This is a genomic window from Aquariibacter albus (assembly GCF_014145335.1).
Classification (GTDB): domain Bacteria; phylum Pseudomonadota; class Gammaproteobacteria; order Burkholderiales; family Burkholderiaceae_C; genus Aquariibacter; species Aquariibacter albus.
Genome location: NZ_JACIVI010000008.1, coordinates 1 through 21,458 on the forward strand (window position 1 = coordinate 1; position 21,458 = coordinate 21,458).

Consider the following 21,458-nt stretch of genomic DNA (forward strand, 5'->3'; position numbering starts at 1 on the left):
GCGGCGCCGCACCTTGCGCTTGAGGTTCAGGCGCATCGCGCAGTACACCCGGTACACACGCTTGTGGTTCCAGCCGTGCCCGTCCTGACGCAGCCGGTCGAAGCACTTCCAGAACCCCCAGCGCGGGCGCTTCTCCAGCATGCCGTTGATCGCCTGGATGACCGGCGCATCCTTGGCCGCCTGGTCCGTCGTGGGCTTGTACAGCGCCGACCGCGGTAGACCCACGGCCTGGCAGGCGCGCACACGGGACAGATGGTGTTCGTCGACCATGACCTGCACCGCAGCTCGCCTGGCGATCGGCGTCACAATTTTCGCGACAGCACGTCCTTGATCGCTGCGTTCTCCAGCGCCAGATCGGCGTACATGCGCTTGAGTCGCGCGTTCTCCGCTTCGAGCTCCTTGACGCGCTTGAGCTCGTTGACGGACATGCCCGCGAACTTGCTCTTCCACTGGTAGTACGTCGCCGAGCTGATGCCGTGCTTGCGGCAGACCTCCGCCACGGCCAGCCCCGTCTCGCCCTCGCTCAGGATCGCCAGGATCTGGCTCTCTGTGAATCTCGACTTCCTCATCGCTCTTCCTCGAAGATGCGGAAGTCTCCACTTTCAGGTTGTCTACTCAGCGGGGGAGCTTACGGCGCCAGCGGGCGGTGACGGGGTTGTCCTCGGGCAGCTCGGCTGGGGCCAGGGCGACGAGGGCGGTCTCCAGCCGATCAACGGTCCAGCCTGGCTCGCCCCCCTCTTCCAGCAGCTGAAAGTGATGCTGGCGCAGCACGCGGCGCCAGAGGCGCTGCAGCGGGTCCCGTCCCCGAAGCACAGGTGGCGACCCCGCCCCGCACAGGCGGGCGGGCTGGACCATGGATTCGCGAGGAGGTCTCAAGGGCATCCCATACAGGGCGTGCGGATGCACGGACGCGACGACATCACGCCAGCGCGGGGCGGGTATCGGGGCAGGAGAAACGAGACCTGCGGCCAGTGGCCGACAGGCGAAATCGGTGGATTGGCCGCACCGACCTGGAACACGGGCTTTCGGCCCGCGTGCACCGAACTGAAGCCCCGGGGGCGGGTCGGCGTTACAGCGCGCCCGTCCCAGGCCTCATCGGCGAGCCCCGGGGCGTGATCCAGTATGCCGCGGGGCACCGCTTCGGTGCCCCGGGCGTGCCCGGCGGCGGGGGGCCGCTGCGGCCCGGGCCGGGGAAGGAAGGCGGGCGCCTCAGCGGCGCTTGCAGCTCGTCCAGCCCAGAGGCAGGTAGGCCGGGCACCAGCGGATCAGGCCGGTGGCCAGGGGCAGCACGCCGAGGTAGCCCCAGGCGCCGATCACGCCGCCCACGGCCAGGCCGATCAGCAGCAGGCCGACGAGGATGCGCAGCAGGCGGTCGATGCCGCCGACGTTGGAAGTCATGCAGGTTCTCCAGGGAAGGGCCCAGGGGGCCGGTGCCACGAGCATCGCCGCCGCGCCCGACGGCGTCGGTGACCTCAGTCCCCCAGCCCGCCGCCTGCCAGGGCGCGCAGCGCGGCCGGGTCGAGCACGGTGATGCGCTCGCGACCCAGGCTCAGCCAGCCCTGCTGCTCGAAGCGGCGAAGCAGGCGGCTGACGATTTCGCGCACCGTGCCGATCTCGTCCGCCAGGGCCTGGTGGGTCAGGCCCAGCACCGGGCCGCGGCCGAGCAGGGCGCCGGCCAGGCGCTGGTCCAGGCGCTGGAAGGCCACCGCCTCGACGAGCTGCATCAAGTCGGCCAGGCGGCCGGCCAGGGTGCCGATCAGGGTGCTGCGGAATCCGGGATGCGCCAGCCAGCGCTCCAGCCCGGCGCGCTGCAGCATCAGCAGCTCGCAGGGCTGGGTGCTGATGGCATGCGCGAACAGCGGCATCCCCTGCTGCAGGCAGGCCGTCGAGACCACGCAGAGGTCCCCGGGCCGCACGCGGTAAAGCTCGAGCGTGCGGCCCTGCGGCGAGCCCCGCGCCACGCGGATCTCACCGGCCAGCAGCAGCGGGAAACCGCCGCAGCGCCCGCCCTCCGCGAACAGCAGGGTGCCGGCCGGCACGGCCATGCGCTGGGCCTGCTCGGCCAGCACGGCGTCGCGCTCGACCGGATCGAGCTGGGCCAGGGCAGGATGCTGCCGCCAGGCTTCGGGGAGCAGGGGCGCGGGCATGGCCAATTATCACTGTGAGCTTATATTGAGGTTCGACCCGGCCCGGCGATCCGGCCGGCTTCCCGGCTGAGGGCCACGGCCAGGCTGCGCCGCCGGCTGCCGGCTGCTGGGCGCCGGCCCTCACGGGCCTTCAGTCGAGCTGCGCGTCCAGCACCCGCGCCTTGTGCCGGTAGTGGCGGGCCGAGGCCTTGCGGCCCGCCAGGCGATGCCCTTCGGCCTCGGCCCGCGCCGCGGCGGCGGCCTCGGCGAAGGCCTCGATCAGGGTGTTGCGCTCGACCGGCTCGACCCGCCGGCCCTGGTCGAAGCGGCCGGCCACCCAGCCTTCGTTCGGCCGCTCGATCACGCCCAGCACGGCCTGGCCTCCCGCCAGGCGGCCGAGGTAGAGGTGGACCGCACCGTCCGCCGCCTGCAGGCGCAGCACGCCCAGGCCTTCGGCCCGGCCGCCGGCACAGGGGCCCGACCAGCGCGGGCGTCCGCCATCGGGCAGCTCCTCGGGCAGCGTGAAGCGGCAGTGGGGCGGCCCGGCTTCGCGGGCCGGGCGGGGCGCGCCACCCTCGGCTGCGCCAGCTGCCGTCGCCGCCGCGATGAGCAGGGCCGCGAGGCCCCGCGCCGCCCGGCGGTCGCGCGTCTGCGGGGTCGCCGCTGCGCGGCTCACCGCAGGGTGGGCGCCCAGGCGCGCACCAGCGACTCGCTGGCCTCGAAGTGCATGCCGTCTTCCTTGCCGAAGCTCACGCCCCAGTACCAGCCGTGGCGGTTGAAGATCGGTGCGATCTGCGTCAGCCCGAACTGCACGCGGCCATCGCCGTAGACATCGAGCACGCCGTTGAGCGTCAGGTCGATGGCCGTGCCCCAGGCGTGGTTGGAGATGCTGCTGCTCGATCCGCGCACCAGCCGGCAGCACAGCATGCCGGCCGTGCCCAGGGCCTGGTGGACGGCGGGCTGCTCGGCCTGGATGTCGCGCATCACGGCCTTCAGGCTCAGCACGGCGGGCAGCAGGCCGGTGACGCGGAAGGGTCCGACGGTGTCGAGCACGATGTTGCGCCGCAGCTTGGGGTCGGTCGGCGGTTCGCACTGGCTGCTGTACTGGCCGCCGCGCGGGTCGCCCAACAGGCTCAGCATCAGCCCGTTGCGAACCGGCTTCAGCCCGGGGTTGACCGTGCTGGCCGCCGGGATCGGCACGGTGCGGGTGACCGAGCTCGCGCCGGTGGCCGGCGTGGGCGGCACGCTGGCCTGGCCGCTGTAGGTGCCCGACAGGTGGGCCCAGCTGCGGCCGCCCGGGTCGATGCGGCCGTCGGGGCTGCGCATGAAGCCGGACTGGAAGTCCTCGATGGCGGCGATCGTGTTCGGCCCGCAGCGCCCGTCGGCATCGCCGACACGGGCGAAGCCGCGGGCCAGCAGCAGGTGCTGCACGGCCAGCACATCGGCACGAAGGTTGGGGGCGCCGCGGCCCACGGGCTGGGACAGGAGGACGGTCGGCATGGTCGCGACTCCGCTGGAGGGGGTCGGGCCAATCTACGGCGGCCCGGGCCGCCTGCCAAGCCGTCTTGCGGGCGACTTGCCAGGCCCCGGGCGCAAGGCGGGGTGCACGCCGGCCAGGCTTCCGCGCATTCCTGCCGGATCCGCCCGCGGCCGTCGGCCGGCGGCCACCCGGCGGCCCCGCCGAGGGCCTAGAGTGGGGCCTGGCAAACCGGCGCGAAAGCCCGGGACGCAAAGCCTCCGGCCTGTCGTCCGTCCCCGAGGGGACGGGCCACGGTAGCGGGGTTGCCGGTCCGGGTCCGTCAAGCCCGGCCGGTCTCTTCCTTCAGGAGACCTGCGATGCAATCCATCCCCCGGGGCCGTACGCGGCCCCTTCTTCGCGTGGTCGCCGCGCTGCTGCTGGCCGCCGCGCCCGCCCTGCGCGCCGAGACGGCGGTGCTGATCCCGGAAGAAGTGGCGCGTGGCGAACTGCCGATGCCGCCGCGCGCTCCGGTCACGGCCGGGGCGGCGGCCTCCGGTCAGGCCCGCTACATCGTCACCCTGCGCCGCGGCAGCGCCGAGGCGCCGGCCGATTCGGAGCGCCTGGTGCGCGGCCAGGCCGGCCGCATTCGCCAGCACTTCGGCCGTGCCTTGCGGGGCTACAGCGCCGAGGTGCCGGTCGGCCGCTCGCAGGCCTTCATCGAAGCGCTGCGCCGCAACCCGGAGGTGCTGGCCGTCGAGCTCGACCAGCCCGTGCGGCTGCGCCAGACCATCCAGTCCGCCGCCCCCTGGGGCCTGGACCGTAGCGACCAGCGCACGCTGCCGCTGTCGGGCGCCTTCACCTACCTCCGCAGCGGCCAGGGCGTGCGGGCCTACATCGTCGACACCGGCATCCTTGCCAGCCACCAGGACTTCGGCGGCCGCGTCGCCGAGGGCTACAGCACGGTGGCCGATGCGAACGGCAGCAGCGATTGCAACGGCCACGGCACCCATGTGGCCGGCATCGTCGGCGGCACGACCTGGGGCGTGGCCAAGGCCGTCAGCCTGGTGCCGGTGCGGGTGCTGGACTGCAATGGCGCGGGCATGAGCAGCGGCGTGATCGCGGGCCTGGAATGGATCCTGGCGCATGGGGTCAAGCCGGCGGTGGTCAACCTCTCGCTCGGCGGGGGCGTGTCGCCCGCCATGGACGCCGCGGTGGCCCGTCTGGTCGCCGAGGGCTATGCCGTCGTCGTGGCCGCGGGCAACAGCGGGGCCGACGCCTGTGGCAGCTCGCCGGGCCGCGAGCCCTCGGTGCTGACGGTCGGCGCGAGCACCGCGAGCGATGAACGCGCCAGCTATTCGAACTTCGGCCGCTGCGTCGACCTGTTCGCGCCCGGCAGCAGCATCCGCTCCGCCTACGGCACCGGACCGACGGCCACCGCCACCATGAGCGGCACCTCGATGGCGGCCCCGCATGTGAGCGGTGCCCTGGCCCTGCTGCTGCAGCGCGCGCCCACGGCCACACCGGCCCAGCTCGCCACCACGCTCAAGGCGGAGGCCACCAGCGGCAAGCTCAAGACCGTCGGCACCGCATCGCCGAACCTGCTGCTGTTCAGCGCCATCGCCAGCTCGCCGATTCCGCGCAGCAGCGCGGTGGATGCGCTCAGCGGCAGCGCCGCGGCCTCGGGCTCGGCGGCCTGGCTCGCCACCGTCCAGGTGGTGGTGCGGGACCAGGACGGCGCCTACCTGCCGAAGGTCAGCGTCAAGGGCAGCTTCAGCAGCGGCGGCAGCGCGTCCTGCGTGACGGGCAGCACCGGCGTGTGCAGCCTGAAGTCCCCGAAGATCAAGAAGGCCGTGGCCTCGACGACCTTCCGCCTCGACGGCCTGAGCGGCGGCGGCGTGGTCTACGACGCGGCGCGCAACCGCAGCACCGAGCTCAGCCTGGCGCGACCCTGAGCCCGGGCGCACCGCCTAGGCCCAGCCCAGCGCCCGGGCGCGGGCCGCGGCCTCGGTTCGGTTGCCGGCCTCCAGGGCCAGCAGGATCGCGGCCACGTGCAGTTTGACGGTGCCCTCGCTGAGCCCGAGGCGCTGCGCGATCTGCTTGTTCGACGCGCCCTGCACCAGGTCCTGCAGCACCTCCTGCTGGCGCGGGGTCAGGTGCGGCTCGGGCCGCAGGCCGGCCGGCTCGGGGGCGATCTCGAGCTCTTCGCCGGCCAGCAGGCGCTGCAGGGCCTGCTGCATGGCATCCGGCGCGAGCGATTTGCGCAGGAAGCCCACCGCGCCGCGGGCCCGGGCCCGGGCGGCCTCCCCGGCCTGCTCGGAGCCCGAGATCACCACGATCGGCACCGCGGGGTGCGCCCGGTGCAGGGTCTCGACCGGGTCGCTGTCGAAGCAGCCCGGCATGCGCAGGTCGAGCAGCAGCAGCTCGCAGTCCGGATCGGCGGCCAGACAGGCGCGGATCTCGTCGAGCGAGCCGGCTTCCTCCACCCGCGCCTCGGCCACCAGGCTGCGCACCAGGCGGGCCAGGGCGTCGCGGAACAGGGCGTGGTCGTCGGCGATCAGGATGCGCATGCGCGCAGCCTAGCGCCCGGCCGAAGCGTCCGTCCCCGTCGGGGCGAAGCGGGGGCTGCCGCGGCGCTGCGTCCAGGCCCAGGCCAGGGCGGGCCACAGGGGCTGCGGGGCGGGCCGGGCCCTGGGCCGCGAGATCGTGCGAAAGTCCCCGGATGCTGGAGTCGAGCCTGTCGGAGGGGATCGGAATCGCCCGGGCCGCGGCGCGCCGGGGCGCTGCGCATGGTGCGGCGCCGGATCGACCGGCTGCAGGAGGCCCACGGACGTGGGCCTGGACATGGGCCTGATGGCCCCGCCGCCAGCCGCCGGCGGCCCGCAGCTCGCGGCTCGCGGGCCGCTGCTGCGGGCGGCCGGGGTCTTCCTTGTCGGCCTGCTGCTGACCGCGGCGGGCAGCCTGATGCTCTACGACGCGGCCCGTCAGCGCGAACGCCGCACCCTGGAGGACGAGGCGGGCGCCCGGGTGCGCCACGTCGAGCTGTCGATCGAGCTGGCGCTCGAATCGCTGCAGGCCCTGCGCGCGCTCTTCGAGGCCAGCCTGCCGGTGACGGCCGACGGCTTCGACCGCTTCGCCCGCGCGGAGGCGGCCCGCCACCGCGGCACCCTGGCGCTGGGCTGGGCACCGCGCGTCGACGCGGGTGCCCGGGCCGGTTTCGAGCGCGAGCTCGCGGCCCTGCAGGGCCGGCCCAGCGCCTTCATCTTCGAATCCACCGGCCATGGCATGCGACGCCCGGCCCAGCCGCGGCCCGAGCACTTCCCGCTGCTGCATCTGGCGGCGATCGAGGGCGGCGAGATCGAGCCCGGTCAGGACCTGCTGGCCCTGAGCGGCCGCCGCCAGGCCATCGAGATCGCGGTGCACAGCGGCCGCCCCGCGGCCACCAAGGTGCGCCGTGCCGATGCCTGGGGCGCCCCGGGCGAGCTGGTCATCCAGGTCTTCCTGCCCGTGCGCGATCCGGCCGCCGGGCCGCTGGCCCCGCCGCGCGGCGTGGTGATCGGCGTCTTCAGCGTCAGCGAGATCCTGGGTCGCGTCTTCGACCCGGTGGCCGAGCGGCTGCGGGTGGCGATCTTCGACCGCTCGGCCCCCGCCGCCGAGCAGGCGCTCTACACCCTGGGGCTGGACGAGGGCCTGCGCCACGAGGCCGAGCTGCGCGCGCAGCCCGGGGCCGACGACGGCGTCCTTCGCCCCTTTCAGTTCGCCGACCGCCGCTGGGTGGCCCATCTGCTGCCCCTGCCCGGGCGCAGCCCGCTCAGCACCCTGCTCTGGCCCATGGCCGGCCTCGGCGCCGGCCTGTTGCTGACCAGCCTGCTGGCGGCCTATCTCTTCGTTGCCATGGTGCGTGGCCGCCAGCTGTTCTGGCTGCACCGCCAGCTCGACGGCGTGCAGCAGCGCCTGATCGACGAGCAGGTGGCCGCCGAGGTGCAGCGCCGCCTGCGCGAACAGGCCCTGGCGGCGGCCCGTGCGCGCAGCAGCTTCCTGCAGGCCGCCAGCCACGACCTGCGCCAGCCCTTGCATGCGCTGTCGCTCTACCTGAACCTGCTCGGCGACGCCCCCGAGCGCGGCCGCGACCCAGTCTTCATGGCCCAGCTCCAGCACAGCGCCGCGGCGCTGCAGGGCCTGTTCGATGCGCTGCTCGACATCGGCCGCCTGGAAAGCGGCCAGATCGAGCCGGCGCCGCGCCCCTTCGCGCTGCGGCCGCTGCTGCTGGGCCTGATCGAGGAATCGCGCGGCCTGGCCCAGCGCAAGGGCCTGCGTCTGCTGGACCGGCTGGAGGCCGTCGGCACGGTCTCCGACCCGCTGCTGATCGAGCGCATCGTCCGCAACCTGCTCGTCAATGCGCTGCGCTACACGCCGCAGGGCTGGGTGGCGCTGCGCTGCCGGGTGCGTGGCGGCCGCCTGCGCCTGCAAGTCTTCGACAGCGGACCGGGCCTGGCGCCGGCCCAGCGCCGCCGCCTGCTCGACGAGGCGGCGGGCGCCCCGGCGGCGCGCGAGGGGGCGGGTCTGGGCCTGTCCATCGTGCAGGAGCTGGCGCGCAAGCTGGGCCACCCCTTGAGCCTGCGCAGCCGGCCAGGGCGCGGCAGCGTGCTGACGCTGGAGCTGCCCCTGGCCGATCCGGCGGCCGAGGGCGGCCCGCAGGCCGGCCCGGCGCCTGCGGCGGCGCCGTGGACGGCCGGCCATGTGCTGCTGGTCGATGACGATCCCGAGGTGCGCTCGGCCACCGCAGCCCGCCTGCGCGCCTGGGGCGCGACGGTGGCCGAGGCCGGCAGCCTGGCCGAGGCCCGCCTTGCCCTGGCGGACCCAGAGCGTCCGCCCGGCCTGGTGCTGCTGGACCTGCAGCTGTCCGACGGCCGCGGCTCCGAGCTGCTCCCGGCCCTGCGCGATGCGGCCGGCCGGCCGCTGCCGACCGTCTGGCTCAGTGCCGACCCCGCGGCCGCCGAGCTGCCCGGCGCCATCGTGCTGCGCAAGCCGGCCAGCGCGCTGAAGCTGCGCTCGGCGCTGGACGCGGCACAGCGCGCGGCCCGGCCCTGAGGCCGGCTCCCGGCGGCCGGCCGGCGCAGCGCGGGACTGCTTTTTGCTCCGGTCGGTCAACGCCCCTCCCCTGGCCGGCGTTGCCCCAGGGTCCGATCCGGACCGCCGTCTTCCCTGCACCGTGTCCCTGCCCGCCCGTTCGCCGCAGCCCCACCTGAGCATCGTCGTGCCGGCCTACAACGAGGCCGGCAACATCCGCGGCACGCTGCAGACCGTCGCCGAAGCCTGCGAAGCCCTCGGCCTGCCCTGGGACATCCTGGTGGTCGACGACGGCAGCGCCGATGCCACCGCGGCCGAGGTGGCCGCCGTGCCCCCGGCCTGGCGGGTCGGTCTGCTTCGGCTGTCGCGCAACTTCGGCAAGGAGGCGGCGCTGACCGCGGGCCTGGACCACGCCCAGGGCGAGGTGGTCGTCTGCATGGATGGCGACGGCCAGCATCCGGTCAGCCTGCTGCCGGCCCTGCTCGCGCACTGGCGCGAGGGCTACGACATGGTCTATGCCGTGCGCGAGGACCGCGACCGCGAATCTGCCTTCAAGCGCCTGGGCAGCCGCATCTTCTACGGCCTGATGAGTTCGACCGGCCAGATCGACATCCCCGCCAATGCGGGCGACTTCCGGCTCATGGACCGCCGCGTCGTCGAGGCCCTGCGGGCCCTGCCGGAGCGGCAGCGCTTCATGAAGGGCATCTATGCCTGGGTCGGTTTCCGCAGCCTCGGCCTGCCCTACACGCCCCTGGCCCGCGAGCATGGCCAGTCCAGCTTCTCGCGCCGCAAGCTGGCGCGGCTGGCCTGGACCGGCATCACCAGCTTCTCGGTGCTGCCGCTGCGGCTGGCCAGCCTGCTCGGCGTGATGTTGGCGCTGCCGGCCTTCGCCTACGGGCTCTACGAGCTGATCGAGAAGACGATCTACGGCAGCGACGTGCCCGGCTGGCCCACGGTGGTCGTCAGCATCATGTTCTTCTCGGGCGTGCAGCTGCTGTTCATCGGCGTGCTGGGCGAGTACCTGGCCCGGGTCTACGAGGAGGTCAAGGCGCGGCCGACCTACCTGATCGCCGAACGCCTGGCCCCGCCCCAGCCGGGCGCGGGGCCGGCCGAGGCCGGCCCCGCCGCGCGATGAGCGGCTTCGCCCCCGCCGGCCGCGCGCAGCCGGCCCCCTGGCGTCGCGCGGGCCTGGCCTTCGTCGCCGTGGGCGCCGCCGCCGCCGCGCTGCACTACCTGCTGACGCTGCTGCTGGCCGGCCCCTTCGGCCTGGCGCCGGCCGTGGCCAACACGGCCGGCTTTCTGGCGGCCTTCCCGCTGAGCTATCTCGGGCATCGCCACCTGAGCTTCGCCGACCGGCCCGCGCCGCACCGCCAGGCCCTGCCGCGGCTGCTGCTGGTCAGCCTGACGGCCTTCGCCAGCAACCAGCTGCTGCTCGACGCGCTGCTGCGCCTGACACCGCTGCCGCTGTGGCTGGCCCTGGGTCTGGTGCTGGTCGGGGTGGCGCTGGGCACCTTCCTGGCCGGCCGCTGCTGGGCCTTCGCGGCATGACGGTTGCGCTGATCGCCTGCGCGGACGACTACGCGCTGAACCCCGCCGTGGACGAGGCCATCCTGGCCCTGATCGACGCCGGCCGCCTCAGCGCCACCAGCTGCATGACCCTGTCGCCGCGCTGGCCCGAGGCGGCCCGCGCGCTGGGTCCGGCCCGGCGCGCGGCCGCCGACATCGGCCTGCACCTGGACCTCACCGCCTTCGACAGCCCCGAGCTGCCCGCCCGGCCGCTCGGCCGCGTGATCCTCCGCAGCCTGCTGCGCGCCTGGCCCCGCGAGCGGCTGATGCGCCACCTGCAGCGCCAGTTCGAGGCCTTCGAGGCGGCGCTGGGTGTTCCGCCCGACCATGTCGATGGCCACCAGCACATCCAGCAGCTGCCGCAGCTGCGCGAGCTGCTGGCCGAGCTGCTCGCGCGTCGCTATCCCGCCGGTGCCATGCCCTGGCTGCGGGTGAGCCGCATCGCTGCCAGCCCGGGCCTCAAGCCGCGGGTGATCAGCGCGCTCGGGGCCGGGCCCTTTGCGCGCGCGCAGCGCGGCCCGCTGAGCCGCCGCGTGCTGGGCAGCCACGGCTTCGACCTGGGCCCGGTGGACTACGCCCGCGCGATGGACCGCTGGCTGGCGGCAGCCCGGTCTGGCGATGTGCTGATGGTCCATCCCGCCACCCGGGCCGAACCCGGCGATTCGATCGGCCCGGCCCGGGTGATCGAGCACGCCCACCTGGCCGGCAGCTTCTTCCCCGCGGCCCTGCGCCGCCACGGTTGCGTGCTGGCCCGCGGGCACCTCGCGCTGGCCGCGGGCCGTTCCCGCTGAGCCCCGCCCCTGTCCTCCCCGCCCTCCCCGCGTCCGTGACCGAGCCTTCCCTCATGCGCCGCTGGCATGCACTGAGCCTGGCGCTGGCCGCCGCCCTGCTGCTCCACATCGCCTGCAGCCACGGGCTGCACGGCCTGTCCAACGACGAGGAGGTGCAGCATGTCTACGGCCGGCTGCTGCTGGACTTCTACGCCTCGGGCTTCGAGGACCGGGCGGCCTTCGCCTACCGCAATCTCTACCTCTACGGTGGCTTCTTCGACCTGATCGCCGCCGGGCTGGAGCGCCTGGGCTGGGCCGGCACGTCCGTCTGGGACCTGCGCCACCTGCTGTCGGCCGGCTTCGGCTTCGTCGGCATCGTCTACGCGGCCCTGCTGGCCCGGCGCATCGGCGGCCCACGCGCCGGCTTCCTGGCCGCCCTGCTGCTCAGCCTGACCGGCGCCTGGAGCGGCGCGATGTTCACCCACACCAAGGACGTGCCCTTCGGCGCCGCGATGGCTGCCGGCCTCTACCACGGCAGCGCCTGGCTGGCCGCGCTGCCCGCCCCGCCCTGGCGCCACCGCATCGGCCTGGGCCTGGCGCTGGGCGCGGCACTGGGCCTGCGCGTCGGCGGGGTCTTTCTCGGCTTCTACCTGGCGGCCGGTCTGCTGGCCCTGGCCTGGGCGGCCGAGGGCGGGCCCCGGGCCCGGTGGATCGTCCTGGGGCGCGGCCTGCTCGCCGGGCTGCCCAGCCTCGCGCTCGGGCTCGCCTTGATGGCGCTGGCCTGGCCCTGGTCGGTGATGGGCCCCGACCATGTGTTGCAGGCGGCGCGGGCGTTCTCGCACTTCGCCTTCGACCTGTGGACCGTGCTGGACGGCCAGGCCTACCGCATCGCCGAGGTGCCGCGCAGCTACCTGCTGCACTACCTGGCCGTCCGCCTGCCCGAGGGGCTGCTGCTCGGCCTGCTGGCGGCCCTGCTGCTCGGGGGCGCGGCCGGGCTGCGCGCGCTGCGTGCCGGCCCGGCCGGCCGGCGGCGGCTGGCGCTCGTCCTGCCCTTGATCCTGGCGGCGAGCTTTCCGCTGTTCTTCACCTTGTTCACCGCGCCACCGCTCTACAACGGCCTGCGCCATTTCACCTTCGTGCTGCCGCCGCTCGCGGTTTGCGCGGGGCTGGGCCTGGACGCGCTCGGGCGACGCATGGCGCCTGCCCCGAAGCTGCTGCGCGCGGGGTTCGGGCTGGCCCTGCTCCTGTTGCTGCTCGATCCGGCCTGGCAGCTGCTGCGGCTGCACCCCTACCAGTCGGTGGCCTACAACCACCTGATCGGCCCCCTGGCCGGTGCCGAGCGCCGCTGGGAGATGGACTACTGGGGCGACAGCCTGCGCGAGGCGGCCACGGCACTGAACGCGCGGCTGGCGGCCGAGGGGCCGCCGCCGGCCCAGCCGTACAAGGCGGCCGTCTGTGCCGAACTGATCCAGGGCGAGGCGGTGCTGGACCGGCGCTACTTCGTGGTGACCCGGGACTGGCTCTCCGCCGATTTCTTCCTGTCGCCCACCCAGACCGGCTGCGACGCCGCCCTTCAGGGCGAGGTGATCGAGCGCGTGCAGCGCCTGGGCGCCACCCTGGCCGTGGTCAAGGACCGGCGGGGCCTGCCCCCGTCGGCCCGGGCGCCCCGCCCCCCGCCGCCCTGAGGGCTTGTCTTACGCCAGCAGCGGTCGATTCCAACCCGGAGCGCAAAACTGATCGGACAGGCATCAGCTCGGCTGAAGGTTCACCATAGCGAACCTTATCAGTCAAGAGGAAACACCATGACCCGCAGCGCCCTGGCCGCCGTCCGCAAGGAACAGCATCTCTTCGAGCGCCGGCTGGCCCGCATGAGCCAGGCCGAGCCGCTGCTGCATCTGGACCGTCTGGTGCTGGCCAGCGCGGCGATCTGGACGGTGTTCGCGGTGGCCATGGTGGCCGGCTGATCCGCTCGGCCCCGGCCCCCGGGGCTTACTTGTATTCGATCAGCCGGGCGGCCTGACCCCGCCAGCGCCGCCAGGCGTAGGTGAGCACGCCGGCCGTCTCGGCCAGCTTGCCCAGCACGCTGAACGCAGCCCGCTGGCGTCGCCAGGCGGGCGTGTCGGGCAGGCCATTGACGCCGGCCGGCACCGGCCGGCGCGACAGGCGCAGCCACTGCGCCAGCAGCAGCGCCGCGGGCAGCAGGCCCGGCAGGCCGCCGCCCATGAGCGTGGCGAGCAGGCCCAGGCCCGCCAGCAGGGGCAGCAGCAGCCCCCACAGCAGCGCACGGCGCGTCTGCGCCACGCAGTGCCGCTCCGGCGGCGCGCCGTGCAGGGCCGCGCCCTCGGCATAGGCGTGGCCGGCGCGGCGGTTGCGCTGCCACCACTGGCCAAGGCGGTGCATCGCGGCGTCATGGCGGCTCATCTCGGCGTCCAGGCGCCAGATGCGCCCGCCGGCCGCGCGCAGCCGCACGCAGAGCTCGGGCTCCTCGCCGGCGATCAGGCTGTCGCGGTAGCCCCCCACGGCCTGCAGGGCCGCAGCGCGCATCAGCACGTCGCCGCCGCACGATCGGGCTTCGCCGATGGGCGTGGCCCATTCCTCGTCGCACATCCGGTTGTAGACCGAGGCTTCGGGAAAGCGCTCGCGGCGCCGGCCGCAGACGGCCACGACATCCGGTCGCCCGACCAGGAAGCGGGAGGCCTGAGGCAGCCAGTCGGTGTCGATTTCGCAGTCGCCGTCGATGAACTGCAGCGCTTCGGTGTCCGGCCAGCGGGCCAGGGCGTGGCGCCAGCCGGTGTTGCGGGCGCGGGCGGCGGTGAAGGGGCGGCTGAGGTCCAGGTCCAGCACCTCGGCGCCCAGCGCGCGGGCGGCTTCGGCCGAACCGTCGCTCGAGCCGGAGTCGACGTAGACCAGCCTTTCGCAGCCTGCGCGCAGCGAGCGCAGGCAGGCGATCAGGCGGGCGCCTTCGTTGCGGCCGATGACGACGGCCGCCACCCGCAGCGGCAGCGGGTGCGAGGCAGCTTCATTCATGTTCGGGGGACAGGGCTCGGGCCATGGCTCCAGAACACCCGCCGCAGCGCGGCGGCCAGGCCGGCCATGATCCAGAAGATCTTCAGCTCCTGCGAGTGGCCGCCGATCCCGCACAGGTAGAAGGACACCAGGCAGGCCAGCAGGCAGGCAGCGAGCTCGCCCTCGCGGCTGTCGGCGTCGGCCCGGGCGATCTGCAGCAGCTCGCGCAGGAGCAGCGCGTAGGCGAACATCAGGGGGATCAGGCCGATCAGGCCGTGCTGCACCCAGATGTCGAGGTAGAGGTTGTGGGCGCGCAGCAGGTGGGCGGGTTCGTCGCCGCTGATGTCGCGGCGCTCCCATTCGGCCCCGATCTCGCTGGTCGAGCGGGCGATGAACTGCGGGCCGTACTGCTGGTAGCCGTGGCCGAGCAGCGGCTTGTCCATCACCAGATCCAGCGCCATGTCGAAGATCTCGCGCCGCATCGGCGTGCTGCCCTCTTCGATGTACTGCTTGGAGGTGAAGCGTTCGATGAAGCCTTCGGGCAACCACAGCGGCGCGGTCGCGGCCGCCAGCACGGTGGCGGCGATCACCGGCCCCAGGGCAATGCGGCGCAGCCAGACCAGCAGCACGATGGCCCCGGCCAGGCCCACCATCGGCGTGCGGGTGTACGAGAAGATCAATCCGGCGAACTGCAGCAGCGCTGCGCCGGCCACGGCCGCGCGGATCCAGAAGCCCGGGTAGGCCCGCCACCAGTACAGGCACAGCGGCAGCGCGGTGGCCATGGTGTAGGAGAACCAGTTGGCGTCGCCGATGCCGCCGGTCACCCGCATGATGACCGTGCTCAGCGAGTTGTCGTCGACGTGCGCACCGAGGCCGATGCCGTCGAAGGCCAGCTGCACGCCGGGCAGGAAGCGCTCGACCATGGCAAGGCCCGCCGAGACCGTGGCAGTCAGCGTCAGCGAGGCGGCCGCGATCGTCAGTCCCCGTCGGCTGATCGCCAGGTTGGCGATCAGCAGGTAGGGCAGGAACATCACCGCGTACTTGCCGATGCCCGTGATCGAGTCGTCAAAGACCGGCGTCAACAGCGGGCCGAGCAGCACGACCAGCCCGAAGAGGCTGAGCGGCAGCATGTGTGGCGCATAGGTCGGCGGGATGTGCTCGCGCAGGGCGTGGACCAGCCAGACGCCCAGGGCCAGCAGCAGGGCCAGCTTGGACGGCGAGAGCATGGCCACGCCACCCGGCGCGTAGTTGCCGATCAGCCAGATGACCTGGGACAGCACGATCAGCGGCACGGTGACCATGGGGTCGTGCAGCGTCCACAGCAGGAACACCAGCACCACGCCGACCAGCAGCACCGGCATGCCGCCGCCGGCCACGGTCAGCAGGGCCGAAAGCGCGACCGCCACGATCGCCCAGACCAGCAGGCGACGGGTCGAATCCGGATCAGGCAGGGAATCGCTGGGCGTGCGCGACATCGGGACGCTTCGGGGCGGGTCGGGCGGCGATCCGGCAGATGCCGGACCGCCGCCCGCTGGGGAGGGTGGCCGGCCTCAGGCCGCGAGACGGCGGGTCGACCGCGGCCAGTAGCGGCCGCAACGGTTCAGCACGGCGCCCAGCAGGCGGGCATTGCGCCGGTCCAGCACGCCACGCAGGTACTCCAGCGCACCGACGCGGGTCTCGTCCATCTCGATGACGGCCAGGCCGCCGTCGCTGGCGGCGATCAGGTCGATGCCCTCGGCGTGCTGCAGCAGCGCCGGCACGTCCCAGATCGTGTAGGCGTAGTCCTCGCGATCGGCCTGCGTCAGCGCCGCCAGCAGGCGGTCCGAGGCCGAGGCCAGGCCCATGCGGTCGCTGGGCGGATTCCCCGGCCCGAGCAGGTGCAGGGCCGGCTGGCGCGAGAAGGGCTGCGAAGGCAGGGCACTGCTCATGTCCCAGCCCCAGAGCCCGGGACCTTCGAAGGGCAGGCCGTTGTCGTTGCGCTGGGCCCGCTTGTGCAGATTGGCCTGCACGAGCAGCACGCGGCCCCCTCCCGCAGCCTGGCCGCTGGCGAAGGCCATGGCCAGATGGGCGGCCACCGTGCTCGCGCCTTCCTTGCCGCTTGCGCCGAAGACGACGATGTGGCGCGGCCGGGGTTCGCGGGCTTCCAGCTCGCGGCGCAGCCGCGTGAACTCGTCGCCGAGGGTGTTGGCGCTGAGGAGGGACTTCAGGTTCACGCTCACGACCGGACCTCCGGCAGACGCACCAGCACCGGCACGCCAAGGACTTGGGCCACCCGATCCCGCGAGTGGACCGCGGGACGCAGCGCGTCACGCAGGATGAAGAAACCCAGGCTGGCCAGCAGGCCGGCGCCGAGCGAGGCAAGGAAGAGCAGCATCGCGCGCGGCCGCACCGGGGTCACGCTGGCGACCGGCTCGCCGATCATCGCGACGTTGGAGATCTCGGCGGCGTCCAGCGCCTCCTGGATGCGGGCCTCGTCGAGGCGTTGCACGAACAGGCGGTAGCTCTGCTCGGCGGCGGCGGCCTCGCGGTCGAGTCGGCGCGCTTCCTCGCCGAGCTTGGCGACGCGGTCGATCTCGCGCTCGACTTCCGCCAGCGCCTCGGCCTGGCGCGAGGCCAGTGCGTTGACCCCGGCCATGCGGGTGCGGCGGTCGGTCAGCGATCGCTCCAGATCGTTGCGGGCCGGGCTGACCTCGAAGGTCTGCTGCGCCACGAAGGACGACTGGGTGCGGGCCAGCAGGGCTTCCAGTTCCTTGATCTGGGCTTCCTCGTCGCGCACACGCTGGCTGTTGGTCGCGAAGTTCAGCCGCAGGGTCGAGAGCGCAGCCTTGCGTTCGAGGATGCGGCCCTGCAGGGTCTGCACGGCCGGACTGACCTGTTCCACGCGCTGCGTGAGCTTCTCGGTCGGGTGTTCCGCCAGGGCCTGCTCGCTGCTGGTGATCTCCGAGACCAGCTGGCTGCGCGACTCCTTGGTGCGTGTCAGGGCCTGCAGTGCGTCATGGCGGCGCACCAGCAGCTGCTTGTGCTGTTCCTGGTAGTCCCAGACCGCATCACGCTCGCCGAAGCTGCGGCGCTTGGCCTCGATGGCGGCCAGCTCCTCGCGCAGCTCGGCCACGCGGGCTTCGAGGAACTCGGTCGAGCCCGGCGTCTTGAAGACCTTGATGTGCTCGGCCTGGTAGAGCTCCAGCAGGCGCTTGAGCACATGCACGCCGGCCTCGGGATTGGCCGCGAACATCTTCACCGAGATCACGTCCGAGCGCTTGACCGACTCGGTGCTGATGGCGCCCTGCAGCGTGAGCACGACCCGCTCGAAGGGCGTCAGCCGCTTCTCCAGGCCGATCCAGATCAGGACCTCGGTCCAGGCCTCCCGGACGGCCCGGGTCACCGTCTTGAACTGGGCCTTGATCTTCTGGAGCAGGGTCTGCGGCGTCGGTTCGGTGAGGAAGTAGTCCACCCCGAGCTCCTTGACCACGCGCTCGACCAGGGCCGGGCTGCTGAGGATCTCGAGTTCCGACATCACATCCTCGGTGCGCTTGTAGGGCGTGGCCGAGATCTGCGCGGTGCCGGCGACCGGCGGCGGCGTCTGTTCCCGGCCCAGCTTGACGAGCAGGCTGGCCGAAACCTCGTAGCTGCTGGTCAGGAAGGGCAGGGCGATCAGCACCCCGAGGCCGAAGGCCAGGACAGTGGCGAGGACCCATTTCCAGTGGCGGATCACGACGACCATCAGGCCGTCGAGGCTCACCGTCGGGACGGTCACCCGGGGGGTCTCGCGAGGCTCGGCCTCGGGGCTCCGGGGGGTGGTTTGGCGGTAGGCGAAAGCCAAGGGACGGACTCCGTCAGTTCTGCGAAGACTGCTTCTACAGCACCTTCCGTGCTCAGTTACAAGCGCGCCCCCTTGAAACAGGGGGAGGCTTGCAGGAGCTTGAAAGGTGCTGTTTGAGACACTGCGCCGCGCATCGGTCGGTCAAGGCCTACCGGTGCTCCCGCAGGCACAAGGCCTGCATGAAACGTTGCGCTTCTTCACGCACTTCACCGGATCGACGATGAGCAAACCCAAAACGTCAGCGCCGCGACTGTATGGCATCCAGGGCCTTCGTGGCCTCGCGGTTCTGATGGTGTTCTCGGTTCATCTGTACGAAGTCGAAAGGAAGTACACCCATGGCCCCCGCGTCTTCGGCGACTGGATCCACCTGTCGAACTTCGGTCTCGACCTGTTCTTCGTCATCAGCGGCTTCGTGCTGACCTTCCTGGCCTTCGGCCATTTCGCCGAGCGCAGCTACCTGAAGTCCTACGCCTACAACCGGGTGACCCGGGTCTATCCGACCTACCTGCTCTACACCCTGCCGCTGGTGCCCATCTACCTGTTCAGGCCGACCCTCTTCAATGCGACCGATGGCCACCAGGTCGACCTGTTCCGAACGTTGCTGTTGCTTCCTGACGTAACGCTTCCGCTGATTCCTGTGGCCTGGACGCTGCATCACGAACTCGTCTTCTACGTGCTGTTCGGGGGCGTGCTGCTGTTCAGCGAGAAGCTGCTGCCGCGTTTCATCGCGCTGGGCTTCGCGGGCATGGCGGTGCTGGCCACTTTCGGCGCCCTGATCCCGCGGGCCGAGCAGAGCGCCTTCGCCCGCATCGTGCTGAACCCGATCAACTTCGACTTCCTGATGGGCATGGTCCTGGCCTGGCTGATCCACAAGGGCGAGCGTCGCGCCGCCCTGCCCTGCCTGCTGCTTGGCGTGGCCGCGGCCGTGGGCGGCTACTTCGGCTTCTATGCCTTGACCGGCGCCGACTGGATCGGCAACTACCACTCGCACCAGCTCCTCGGCCTGCCGGCGGGCTATCACGCGCTGTACGTGTTCGGTCTCCCGGCGGCGCTGGTGGTCTACGGCATCGTCGCGCTGGAGATGGAGAAGGGCTGGGTCTTCGGCCGGGCGATCGCGTGGATCGGCGATGCCTCCTACTCCATCTACCTGACCCATGTGATGGTGATCGTGCTGGCCGGCCGCATCTGGGGCAGCGTGGGCGTGCCGGGCTGGCCGGCGCACCTGGCCTTCCTCCTGGGCACCACGGCCATCGGCCTGGGCCTGGGCACCCTGGCCTACCACCTGTTCGAGAAGCGCATGACCGGCTTCTTCCGTCAGCACGACCCCGCCCGCCGCGCCAAGCTGCGCGCGGCGGCGCAGGCCTGATGCCGGGCCATCGCGGCCAGCGTCCGGCGGGGGCCGGCGCATGAAGGTCATCGTCGTCAATGACCACCTCGTCCCCGACGGCGGGGCGGATGTGGCCGCCCTCAACAGCGCCGAGGCCCTCGCGGCGGCCGGGGCCGAGGTCACCGTCTTCGCGGCCGACCGCCTGCCCGAGGCCGACACCCGGCCGCGGCCTTACCGCATCGTCAGCACCGGCCAGGACGACCTGGCCCGCGGCCACCCCATCGGTGCCGCGCTGCAGGGCCTGTGGAATCCCCAGGCCGCCCGGGCCCTGCGCGCTCTGCTGGCGGCCCACGATCCGGCCGACACCGTCGTGCATGTGCACAGCTGGACCAAGGCCCTGTCGAGCAGCATCTTCCCGGTCGCCCGGCGGGCCGGCTTCAAGCAGCTGCTGACCGTGCACGAGTACTTCTCGGTCTGTCCGAGCGGCATGCTCTTCAATTCGCAGACCCGCAGGATCTGCACGCTCAAACCCATGTCGGCGGCCTGTCTGGCCACGCACTGCGATGCGCGGCGCTACGCGCACAAGCTCTACCGCGTCGCCCGCCATGCCGTGCAGGACCACGTCGGCCGCCTGCCGCGGCAGGTCGACCGCTTCCTGACGATCTCCCGCCTCTCGCAGCAGCGGGTGGCCGAGCACCTGCCGCCGGGCGCGCGCTTCAGCCCTGTGCGCAACCCGATCGAGGTCGGCCCGCAGCTGCCGCCGGCCGATCCGGGTGCCGGCCGCGCCTTCGCGATGGTGGCGCGCATGTTCGCGCCCAAGGGCTGGGAGGTCTTCCTCGAGGCCTGCGAGCGTGCCGGCGTGCCGGCCCTGTGCATCGGCGAGGGCCCGGACCGCGCCGCGCTGCAGGCCCGCTTCCCGGCGGCGCAGTTCACCGGCCAGCTCGATCGCGCCGGCGTGGTGGCGGCGGTGCGCTCGGCGCGCGCGCTGGTGCTGCCCTCGCGCTGGGTCGAGACCCAGGGCATGGTGATTGCCGAGGCGGCAGCCCACGGCATCCCCGGCCTGGCCTCCGACGTCTGCGGCGGCGGCGAGGCCATCGAGCCCGGCGCCAACGGTTTCATCTTCCCGAACGGCGATGTCGCGACACTCGCGGCCCAGCTGCGCCGCCTGGCCGACGACGACGCGCTGGCCCGCCGCCTCGGGGCCGAGGCCTACCGCCGCTTCTGGGCCGATCCGCCCACCCATGCGCAGCACGCGCGCGAGCTGCTGCAGGTCTACCGCGAACTGCTCGACGAGCGGGCCGCGGCTCCCCTCTCCTGAACGCATCCCTCCCCGGACTCCCCACGATGACCCGAACCCTCGTCACAGGCGGCAGCGGCTTCATCGGCAGCAACCTGATCCGCCACCTCGGCGCCCAGGGCCATACGCTGCTGAACCTCGACCTCGCCGAGCCCATGGATGCCGAGGCTCGCGCGCTCTGGCGCCGCCAGGACATCCTTGACGCCGCGGGCCTGCGGGCGCAGGTCGAGGCCTTCGACCCCGACTTCATCGTTCACCTGGCCGCGCGCACCGACCTCGACGGCCGCAGCCTGGCCGACTATCCGGCCAACACCACGGGCGTGCAGAACCTGATCGATGCGGCGGCCGCCGCCCCCCGGCTGCGCAAGGTGATCTTCGCGTCCTCGCGCCTGGTCTGCCGCATCGGCTACCAGCCGACCGGCCCGCGCGACTACCAGGCCACCACGCCCTACGGCCAGAGCAAGGTCGAGGGCGAGAAGCTCGTCTATGCCGACCGCAGCCTGCGCGCCGAATGGGCCATCGTGCGGCCGACCTCCATCTGGGGCCCCTTCTTCCGCGTGCCCTACCGCAACTTCTTCGACGCGGTGCGGCGCGGCCACTACGTGCAGCCGCGCGGCGTGCGGGTGCACAAGTCCTTCGGCTTCGTGGGCAACACCGTCGTCCAGCTGCAGCGCCTGCTGGAGGCCGAGCCCGGTCGCATCCACGGCCAGATGTACTACCTGGCCGACTACGAACCGCTGGAGCTCCACGACTGGTCGGGCCGCGTGGCCCGCACCATGGGCGTGCGGGCGCCGCGCGAAATCCCCATGGCAGTGCTCCAGCTCATGGCCCGGACCGGCGACCTGCTGGCCGCCCTCGGCTGGCGCGGCGTGCCCCTGACCAGTTTCCGGCTCGACAACCTGATCACCCCCATGGTCCACGACCTGGAACCGCTGCGCGCCGTCTGCGGCCCGACGCCGCACAGCCTGGAGGACGGCGTGCGCGCGACCGTCGCCTGGATCCAGCAGGGCACGGCCTGAC

The 21,458-nt window shown here is 72.9% G+C and carries 20 protein-coding genes, 1 pseudogene and 1 riboswitch; of the genes and pseudogenes, 10 read left to right on the forward strand and 11 right to left on the reverse strand.

Annotated features, from left to right (window positions below):
• The 6 genes and pseudogenes from H4F90_RS15715 to H4F90_RS14910 all read right to left on the reverse strand — a co-directional run.
• Positions 1–569 (reverse strand): annotated as a pseudogene (locus H4F90_RS15715) (transposase); the annotation flags it as partial.
• Positions 570–615: 46 nt separating this feature from the next.
• Positions 616–855: a hypothetical protein gene (locus tag H4F90_RS14890; protein WP_182666010.1), complete on the reverse strand. Its 240-nt coding sequence runs from the start codon at positions 853–855 to the stop codon at positions 616–618.
• Between the two features lie 354 nt (positions 856–1,209).
• Positions 1,210–1,398 carry a YgaP family membrane protein gene (locus H4F90_RS14895; RefSeq protein WP_182666012.1) on the reverse strand — a complete coding sequence of 63 codons (189 nt, stop codon included), beginning with the start codon at positions 1,396–1,398 and terminating at the stop codon, positions 1,210–1,212.
• A 74-nt stretch (positions 1,399–1,472) separates the two neighbouring features.
• Complete coding sequence (locus H4F90_RS14900; protein ID WP_182666015.1) at positions 1,473–2,147, reverse strand: Crp/Fnr family transcriptional regulator; 675 nt, start codon at positions 2,145–2,147, stop codon at positions 1,473–1,475.
• A 130-nt stretch (positions 2,148–2,277) separates the two neighbouring features.
• Positions 2,278–2,802: a hypothetical protein gene (locus H4F90_RS14905; RefSeq protein ID WP_182666017.1), complete on the reverse strand. Its 525-nt coding sequence runs from the start codon at positions 2,800–2,802 to the stop codon at positions 2,278–2,280.
• The gene (locus tag H4F90_RS14910; RefSeq protein WP_182666019.1) at positions 2,799–3,626 is read right to left on the reverse strand and encodes a M15 family metallopeptidase; all 828 of its coding nucleotides are present in this window, start codon (positions 3,624–3,626) and stop codon (positions 2,799–2,801) included. Before H4F90_RS14910 ends, H4F90_RS14905 begins: the two co-directional genes overlap by 4 nt.
• Before the next feature lie 192 nt (positions 3,627–3,818).
• Positions 3,819–3,916, forward strand: a riboswitch (cyclic di-GMP riboswitch).
• A 46-nt stretch (positions 3,917–3,962) separates the two neighbouring features.
• Between H4F90_RS14910 and H4F90_RS14915 the strand changes: the two genes are divergently transcribed.
• Positions 3,963–5,537 (forward strand): S8 family peptidase, encoded by a 1,575-nt coding sequence (locus H4F90_RS14915; protein ID WP_182666021.1) that lies wholly within the window; start codon positions 3,963–3,965, stop codon positions 5,535–5,537.
• A 15-nt stretch (positions 5,538–5,552) separates the two neighbouring features.
• Here the strand turns inward: H4F90_RS14915 and H4F90_RS14920 are convergent, their stop codons facing one another.
• Positions 5,553–6,152, reverse strand: a complete 600-nt coding sequence (locus H4F90_RS14920; RefSeq protein WP_182666023.1) for a LuxR C-terminal-related transcriptional regulator — start codon at positions 6,150–6,152, stop codon at positions 5,553–5,555.
• Between the two features lie 262 nt (positions 6,153–6,414).
• On the opposite strand from H4F90_RS14920, the gene H4F90_RS14925 reads away from it, so the two are divergent.
• From H4F90_RS14925 to H4F90_RS14950, 6 genes are all read left to right on the forward strand, one after another.
• Positions 6,415–8,673 carry a CHASE domain-containing protein gene (locus tag H4F90_RS14925; RefSeq protein WP_182666025.1) on the forward strand — a complete coding sequence of 753 codons (2,259 nt, stop codon included), beginning with the start codon at positions 6,415–6,417 and terminating at the stop codon, positions 8,671–8,673.
• A gap of 121 nt (positions 8,674–8,794) precedes the next feature.
• On the forward strand, positions 8,795–9,787 hold the full coding sequence (locus H4F90_RS14930) for a glycosyltransferase family 2 protein (protein WP_328700953.1): 993 nt from the start codon (positions 8,795–8,797) through the stop codon (positions 9,785–9,787).
• Positions 9,784–10,200, forward strand: coding sequence for a GtrA family protein (locus H4F90_RS14935; protein WP_182666027.1), 417 nt, complete (start codon positions 9,784–9,786; stop codon positions 10,198–10,200). Before H4F90_RS14930 ends, H4F90_RS14935 begins: the two co-directional genes overlap by 4 nt.
• Positions 10,197–11,009 carry a ChbG/HpnK family deacetylase gene (locus tag H4F90_RS14940; protein ID WP_182666028.1) on the forward strand — a complete coding sequence of 271 codons (813 nt, stop codon included), beginning with the start codon at positions 10,197–10,199 and terminating at the stop codon, positions 11,007–11,009. The genes H4F90_RS14935 and H4F90_RS14940 overlap by 4 nt, the downstream gene beginning before the upstream one ends.
• 35 nt (positions 11,010–11,044) lie before the next feature.
• Positions 11,045–12,673: a glycosyltransferase family protein gene (locus H4F90_RS14945; RefSeq protein WP_182666030.1), complete on the forward strand. Its 1,629-nt coding sequence runs from the start codon at positions 11,045–11,047 to the stop codon at positions 12,671–12,673.
• Between the two features lie 117 nt (positions 12,674–12,790).
• Positions 12,791–12,952 (forward strand): hypothetical protein, encoded by a 162-nt coding sequence (locus tag H4F90_RS14950; protein ID WP_182666032.1) that lies wholly within the window; start codon positions 12,791–12,793, stop codon positions 12,950–12,952.
• 25 nt (positions 12,953–12,977) lie between these two features.
• On the opposite strand, the gene H4F90_RS14955 is transcribed toward H4F90_RS14950, so the two are convergent.
• From H4F90_RS14955 to H4F90_RS14970, 4 genes are all read right to left on the reverse strand, one after another.
• Positions 12,978–14,015 carry a glycosyltransferase family 2 protein gene (locus H4F90_RS14955; RefSeq protein WP_182666033.1) on the reverse strand — a complete coding sequence of 346 codons (1,038 nt, stop codon included), beginning with the start codon at positions 14,013–14,015 and terminating at the stop codon, positions 12,978–12,980.
• Entirely contained in the window at positions 14,012–15,469 is a 1,458-nt protein-coding gene (locus tag H4F90_RS14960) for an O-antigen ligase family protein (RefSeq protein ID WP_182666035.1), read from the reverse strand. The genes H4F90_RS14955 and H4F90_RS14960 overlap by 4 nt, the downstream gene beginning before the upstream one ends.
• Positions 15,470–15,544: 75 nt before the next feature.
• Positions 15,545–16,213: a P-loop NTPase family protein gene (locus H4F90_RS14965; protein ID WP_182666038.1), complete on the reverse strand. Its 669-nt coding sequence runs from the start codon at positions 16,211–16,213 to the stop codon at positions 15,545–15,547.
• Positions 16,210–17,814 (reverse strand): GumC family protein, encoded by a 1,605-nt coding sequence (locus tag H4F90_RS14970; RefSeq protein ID WP_182666040.1) that lies wholly within the window; start codon positions 17,812–17,814, stop codon positions 16,210–16,212. The genes H4F90_RS14965 and H4F90_RS14970 overlap by 4 nt, the downstream gene beginning before the upstream one ends.
• 220 nt (positions 17,815–18,034) lie before the next feature.
• On the opposite strand from H4F90_RS14970, the gene H4F90_RS14975 reads away from it, so the two are divergent.
• The 3 genes from H4F90_RS14975 to H4F90_RS14985 are packed head-to-tail and all read left to right on the forward strand — an operon-like array spanning position 18,035 to position 21,457.
• Positions 18,035–19,180: an acyltransferase family protein gene (locus H4F90_RS14975; RefSeq protein WP_182666042.1), complete on the forward strand. Its 1,146-nt coding sequence runs from the start codon at positions 18,035–18,037 to the stop codon at positions 19,178–19,180.
• A 40-nt stretch (positions 19,181–19,220) separates the two neighbouring features.
• Positions 19,221–20,459, forward strand: coding sequence for a glycosyltransferase (locus H4F90_RS14980; RefSeq protein ID WP_182666045.1), 1,239 nt, complete (start codon positions 19,221–19,223; stop codon positions 20,457–20,459).
• Between the two features lie 26 nt (positions 20,460–20,485).
• Complete coding sequence (locus tag H4F90_RS14985) at positions 20,486–21,457, forward strand: NAD-dependent epimerase/dehydratase family protein (RefSeq protein ID WP_182666047.1); 972 nt, start codon at positions 20,486–20,488, stop codon at positions 21,455–21,457.
• Position 21,458 lies beyond the last annotated feature (1 nt).

Excerpts from the sequence above, each read along its gene's own strand:
- H4F90_RS14890 (WP_182666010.1), bottom strand. The coding sequence starts at position 855 with ATGGTCCAGCCCGCCCGCCTGTGCGGGGCGGGGTCGCCACCTGTGCTT.
- H4F90_RS14895 (WP_182666012.1), bottom strand. The coding sequence starts at position 1,398 with ATGACTTCCAACGTCGGCGGCATCGACCGCCTGCTGCGCATCCTCGTC.
- H4F90_RS14900 (WP_182666015.1), bottom strand. The coding sequence starts at position 2,147 with ATGCCCGCGCCCCTGCTCCCCGAAGCCTGGCGGCAGCATCCTGCCCTG.
- H4F90_RS14910 (WP_182666019.1), bottom strand. The coding sequence starts at position 3,626 with ATGCCGACCGTCCTCCTGTCCCAGCCCGTGGGCCGCGGCGCCCCCAAC.
- H4F90_RS14915 (WP_182666021.1), top strand. The coding sequence starts at position 3,963 with ATGCAATCCATCCCCCGGGGCCGTACGCGGCCCCTTCTTCGCGTGGTC.
- H4F90_RS14920 (WP_182666023.1), bottom strand. The coding sequence starts at position 6,152 with ATGCGCATCCTGATCGCCGACGACCACGCCCTGTTCCGCGACGCCCTG.
- H4F90_RS14935 (WP_182666027.1), top strand. The coding sequence starts at position 9,784 with ATGAGCGGCTTCGCCCCCGCCGGCCGCGCGCAGCCGGCCCCCTGGCGT.
- H4F90_RS14940 (WP_182666028.1), top strand. The coding sequence starts at position 10,197 with ATGACGGTTGCGCTGATCGCCTGCGCGGACGACTACGCGCTGAACCCC.
- H4F90_RS14950 (WP_182666032.1), top strand. The coding sequence starts at position 12,791 with ATGACCCGCAGCGCCCTGGCCGCCGTCCGCAAGGAACAGCATCTCTTC.
- H4F90_RS14955 (WP_182666033.1), bottom strand. The coding sequence starts at position 14,015 with ATGAATGAAGCTGCCTCGCACCCGCTGCCGCTGCGGGTGGCGGCCGTC.
- H4F90_RS14960 (WP_182666035.1), bottom strand. The coding sequence starts at position 15,469 with ATGTCGCGCACGCCCAGCGATTCCCTGCCTGATCCGGATTCGACCCGT.
- H4F90_RS14975 (WP_182666042.1), top strand. The coding sequence starts at position 18,035 with ATGAGCAAACCCAAAACGTCAGCGCCGCGACTGTATGGCATCCAGGGC.
- H4F90_RS14980 (WP_182666045.1), top strand. The coding sequence starts at position 19,221 with ATGAAGGTCATCGTCGTCAATGACCACCTCGTCCCCGACGGCGGGGCG.
- H4F90_RS14985 (WP_182666047.1), top strand. The coding sequence starts at position 20,486 with ATGACCCGAACCCTCGTCACAGGCGGCAGCGGCTTCATCGGCAGCAAC.